Here is a 5,092-nt window from a genome sequence, read left to right as displayed (position 1 = left end):
CCCGGCGCCCGGACTGCTTTCATCGTCCTCCGAGCAGGTCGTCCTTGGGAGGTAGCCGCCTGTGAGGGAATCCGTCGGTGCGGCAGCTGGAGCGCAACCTGTGCCGCGTGCTCGGCCGGGACGAGCCGGACGCCTGCGTCCGGCTGACCTCCAAGCGGGTCATGCGGTCCTACTTCCGGTACTGGCTGGAGGTCTTCCGGCTGCCCGAGTACTCCCGCGAGCGCATCCTCGGGCACATGCGCGTCACCGGCCACGAGAAGATGCTCGCGACCCTCGACTCGGGCCGCGGCGTCGTCCTGGCCCTGCCCCACATGGGCAACTACGAGCAGGCGGGCGCCTGGCTGGTGCACATGGGGCACCCCTTCACCACGGTCGCCGAGCGCCTCGAACCCGAGTCCCTTTTTGACCGGTTTGTCGAATTTCGCGAGAGTCTGGGAATGGAAGTGCTGCCGCACCGGGGCGCGTCCGCCTACGGACGCCTCGCCCAGCGCCTGCGCGCCGGACGCCCGGTCTGCCTCGTCGTCGACCGCGACCTCACCGACTCCGGCATCGACGTGGAGTTCTTCGGCGAGACCGCCCGCATGCCCGCCGTCGCCGCCGCCCTCGCGATCCGGACGGGCGCCGCGCTCCATCCGGTGACACTCTGGTACGAGGGCGAGGACTGGGGGGCCCGCGTGCACGAGGAGATCCCCGTCCCCGGCACGGGCGGCGGACGGGAGAAGGTCCAGGCCATGACCCAGGAGCTCGCGCGCGCCTTCCAGGAGGGCATCGCCGAACACCCCGAGGACTGGCACATGCTCCAGAAGGTGTGGGTCGCCGACCTGCACCGCCCCAGCGGCCGGGCGGCGGCGGATCCGGCGGAGCCGGCGGAGGGCGCGCGGTGAGGGTCGGCATCGTCTGCCCGTACACCTGGAACGTCCCCGGCGGGGTGCAGCAGCACATCCGCGACCTCGCCGAAGCGCTGACCGGGTACGGCCACCACGTGTCGGTGATCACCCCGGCCGACGACGACGCCGAGCTGCCGGCCTACGCCGTGTCCGCCGGACGCGCCGTCCCGGTGCCCTACAACGGCTCGGTCGCGCGGCTGGCGTTCGGGTTCCTGTCGGCGGCCCGGGTGCGCCGCTGGATCCACGACGGCGCCTTCGACGTGCTGCACGTGCACGAACCGGCCGCGCCGTCCCTCGGCCTGCTGGCCTGCTGGGCGGCCGACGGGCCCATCGTCGGCACCTTCCACGCCTCCTACACCAAGTCGCGCGTGGTGTCGGTGACCGCGCCGATCCTGCAGTCGGCGCTGGAGAAGATCACCGGCCGGATCGCGGTCTCCGAGGCCGCCCGCAAGACGCTGGTCGAGCACCTCGGCGGCGACGCGGTGCTCATCCCCAACGGCGTCGCGACCGAGCGGTACGCGATGGCCGACCCGCTGCCCGGCTGGCCCGGCCGCGACGCCACCGGCGCGCCCCGCGCCGGCGCCGCGGACGGCGGCGTGCTCGGCTTCCTCGGCCGCATGGACGAGCCGCGCAAGGGCCTGCAGGTGCTGCTGCGCGCCTTCGAGATCCTCGGCCCCCGCCGACCCGGCCTGCGGCTGCTGCTCGCCGGCCCCGGGGACGCGGCCGACGTCGTCGCGCGGGTCTCGCCCGCGCTGCGCGACCGGGTCGTGGTGCTCGGCATGGTCAGCGAGGAGGACAAGATCCGCGCCTACCACTCGGTGGACGTGTTCGTCGCGCCCAACCTCGGCGGCGAGAGCTTCGGGATCGTCCTCGCCGAGGCCATGTCGGCGGGCGCGCCGATCCTCGCCAGCGACATCGAGGCGTTCGACCGGGTGCTGCTCGGCGGCCGCGCCGGGGCGCTGTTCCCGGTCGGCGACGCCTAGGCGCTGGCCGCGGCCGCCGCCGGGCTGCTGGACGACCCGGCCCGCCGCAAGCAGCTGTCGGTCGAGGCGCGCGCGGCGGTCCGCCGGTACGACTGGTCGGCGGTCGCCCGCGACGTGCTGCGGGTCTACGAGACCGTCGCCCTGCCCGGCCGGACCGTGGTCGAGTCCGGCCGCGGCACCTAGGACGACTGACAAGGACGCGCGATGCTGCCCGACTGGATCTACGACGCCCTCTTCGTCATCGCCGTGGTGTTCCTCGTCGGCGCCTACGTCTCCTGGCGCGCCACCCGGCTGGACCGCCTGCACGTCCGCGTCGAGACCGCCCGCGCCGCCCTGGACGCCGCGCTCGTCCGGCGGTCGGCCGTGGCGCTGGAGCTGGCCGCGTCCCGGCTGCTCGACCCGGCCACCAGCCTGGTGCTGGCGACCGCGGCGCACGAGGCCCGCACCGCTGACGCCGAGTCCCGCGAGTTCGCCGAGAGCGACCTGTCGCGGGCCCTGCGCGCCGTCGTGGACCAGCCGGACTTCGCCGCGACCGTGTCCGCCAGGCCGGACGGCCCGGCCGTCCTGGACGAGCTGGCGGCCGCGTCGGCCAAGGTCGTCTACGCCCGCAGCTTCTACAACGACGCCGTCGCGTCCGCCCGCACCGCCCGCAGGAAACTGCTGATCAGGGTGCTGCCGCTGGCCGGACGGGCCGCCTGGCCGGGCTTCTTCGAGATCGACGACGCCCCGCCCGGCCCTTAGCGGCGACCTCCCGCCCAGGGCGGGACACCCCCGGTTCCGCGCGCCGAGCGGGACGGAGGCGGGGGAGGAGCGGGGAAGGCGCGTCTCCGGAGACCGTCGGCTACCCTCGGGGCCGATCGCGTCGTCGAAAAGAGGAGAACGCGTGGGTTTCGTCCAAAACCGGACCCTGCGAACGTGGACGGCCGCCGGCCTCGGCGGAGCGCTGGTCTGCGGGACCCTCGCCGCCTGCGGCGGAGGCGGCGACAAGAAGGCCTCGCCCGCGCGGCCCGGGAAGGGCGGCGCCAAGGCCACCCCGACCGCCCTCGGCTACCACCCGCTGAACGGCGGCAGGACCGGCCTGGACAACCCGGTCCTCGCCGTGAAGATCGAGAACACCTCCCCGGCGATGCCGCAGAGCGGGGTGTCGGCCGCCGACGTCGTCTACGTCGAGCAGGTCGAGGGTGGCGAGACCCGGCTGATGGGCGTGTTCTCCTCGCGCCTGCCCAAACGGGTCGGGCCGGTCCGCAGCGCCCGCATCTCCGACCTGCACCTGCTGCCGCAGTTCGGCCGTCCGGCATTCGCGTTCTCCGGCGTCCAGAGCAAGATGAAGAAGTACATCCGCAAGGCGCCGGTGTACGACATCTCGCAGGACAACGGCGGCCGGGCCTACGTCCGGGACAACTCCCGCCGGATCCCCTACAACCTGTACGCCGACCCCAGGGACCTGCTCAAGCAGGCCCCGAAGGCCCAGGGCCCGCAGGACGTCGGATTCCGCTTCGGCCCCGCCCCGGACGGCGGCAAGCCCACCTCCTCCTTCACCGCCAGATGGCCCGCCGCCGACATGGAGTTCGCCTGGTCGGCCAAGGAGAAGCGGTGGCTGGCGTCCTTCCACGGCCGTCCCGACATGGACGCCAACGGCGGACGCGTCGGCGGCCAGACCGTCGTCGTCCAGCGCGCCAAGACCACCCGCTCCCAGTTCCACGACTTCCTGGGCGCCTACACCCCGCTGATCCACACCACCGGGACCGGCACCGCCACCGTCTACCGCGACGGAAAGGCGTACGACGCCAAGTGGTCGCGGCCGAGCGAGGCCAAGGGCACCACCTTCACGACCGCCGACGGCAAGCCGCTGAACTTCGCCCCGGGACAGGTCTGGATCGTCCTGGTGAACGACGGAAAGCCGTACATGCCGTAGCGGGGCTCACAGCCCGTAAGGCGCGTTCTCGGGATGGGTGTCGTACATGCCGTAAGGGGGGCCCGCGCGGCGCTGACACTCTGCCGGGTCGAGACGCGTCCCTAGCAGGCAATATCATGTGATCAGACTTGTCGTCCGTCCATGTGAGGAATGCCCGTGTCCACTCCCAGCAACGCCCCTGAGAACACCGCCCCCGCCACGGGCACCGCCCGGGTCAAGCGCGGCATGGCGGAAATGCTCAAGGGCGGCGTGATCATGGACGTCGTCACGCCCGACCAGGCCAAGATCGCCGAAGACGCCGGCGCGGTCGCCGTGATGGCGCTCGAGCGCGTCCCGGCCGACATCCGCGCCGAGGGCGGCATCTCCCGGATGAGCGACCCGGACATGATCGACGGGATCATCAGCGCGGTCTCGATCCCGGTCATGGCCAAGGCCCGCATCGGCCACTTCGTCGAGGCCCAGGTGCTGCAGGCGCTCGGCGTCGACTACATCGACGAGTCCGAGGTGCTCACCCCGGCCGACTACGACAACCACATCGACAAGTGGGCCTACACCGTGCCGTTCGTGTGCGGCGCCACCAACCTCGGCGAGGCGCTGCGCCGCATCACCGAGGGCGCGGCCATGATCCGCTCCAAGGGCGAGGCCGGCACCGGCGACGTCTCCAACGCCACCACCCACATGCGCAAGATCCGCGGCGAGATCCGCCGGCTGCAGAACCTGCCCGAGGACGAGCTGTACGTCGCCGCCAAGGAGCTCCAGGCCCCGTACGAGCTGGTCAAGGAGGTCGCCGAGGCCGGCAAGCTGCCCGTCGTGCTGTTCACCGCGGGCGGCATCGCCACCCCGGCCGACGCCGCGATGATGATGCAGCTCGGCGCCGAGGGCGTGTTCGTCGGCTCCGGCATCTTCAAGTCCGGCAACCCGGCCCAGCGCGCCGAGGCCATCGTGAAGGCCACCACCTTCCACGACGACCCCGACGTGATCGCCCGGGTGTCCCGCGGCCTCGGCGACGCCATGGTCGGCATCAACGTCGCCTCCCTCGGCGAGGACCAGAAGTTCGCCCACCGCGGCTGGTGACACCCCACGGCGGCCGGGTGGTCCTCCGGGCCGTTCGCCCGTGACGTCCGCGAGCCGGCCGCGCCCCTGCGGGCGCGGCCGGCTCCGCGTCGCGGCCGACCCCGCGGACCGTCCGGCCGGGCCGGCTACTTCTCCGTCCGGTCTCCACGCGCCGCGCGCGAGGGATTACGCTGGCCGCGCGGCCGGCGCGGGCCCGGACCCCCGCGGGCGGCGAGCGGCCGCGGGAGGGGATG

Annotated in this window: 4 protein-coding genes and 1 pseudogene; all 5 read left to right on the top strand. The window is 73.3% G+C overall.

From position 1 onward, the window contains the following. Positions 1-77: 77 nt before the first annotated feature. The 5 genes and pseudogenes from AB0J52_RS26865 (at position 78) to pdxS (ending at position 4,859) form a co-directional block, all read left to right on the top strand. Entirely contained in the window at positions 78-884 is an 807-nt protein-coding gene (locus AB0J52_RS26865; RefSeq protein WP_500185093.1) for a phosphatidylinositol mannoside acyltransferase, read from the top strand. Then, a pseudogene (locus AB0J52_RS26860) lies at positions 881-2,053 on the top strand (glycosyltransferase family 4 protein). Before AB0J52_RS26865 ends, AB0J52_RS26860 begins: the two are co-directional and overlap by 4 nt. A 21-nt stretch (positions 2,054-2,074) precedes the next feature. Continuing rightward, positions 2,075-2,611, top strand: a complete 537-nt coding sequence (locus AB0J52_RS26855; RefSeq protein WP_500185092.1) for a LemA family protein — start codon at positions 2,075-2,077, stop codon at positions 2,609-2,611. A 142-nt stretch (positions 2,612-2,753) separates the two neighbouring features. Continuing rightward, positions 2,754-3,785 carry a DUF3048 domain-containing protein gene (locus AB0J52_RS26850; protein ID WP_500185091.1) on the top strand — a complete coding sequence of 344 codons (1,032 nt, stop codon included), beginning with the start codon at positions 2,754-2,756 and terminating at the stop codon, positions 3,783-3,785. Positions 3,786-3,935: 150 nt separating this feature from the next. After that, the gene (pdxS, locus tag AB0J52_RS26845) at positions 3,936-4,859 is read left to right on the top strand and encodes a pyridoxal 5'-phosphate synthase lyase subunit PdxS (RefSeq protein WP_500185090.1); all 924 of its coding nucleotides are present in this window, start codon (positions 3,936-3,938) and stop codon (positions 4,857-4,859) included. The last annotated feature ends 233 nt before the right edge of the window (positions 4,860-5,092 follow it).

The sequence above is a fragment of the Spirillospora sp. NPDC049652 genome (genome assembly GCF_040675125.1).
In the GTDB taxonomy this organism is placed as follows: domain Bacteria; phylum Actinomycetota; class Actinomycetes; order Streptosporangiales; family Streptosporangiaceae; genus Spirillospora.
This window is presented reverse-complemented; position numbering and strand designations above follow the sequence as displayed.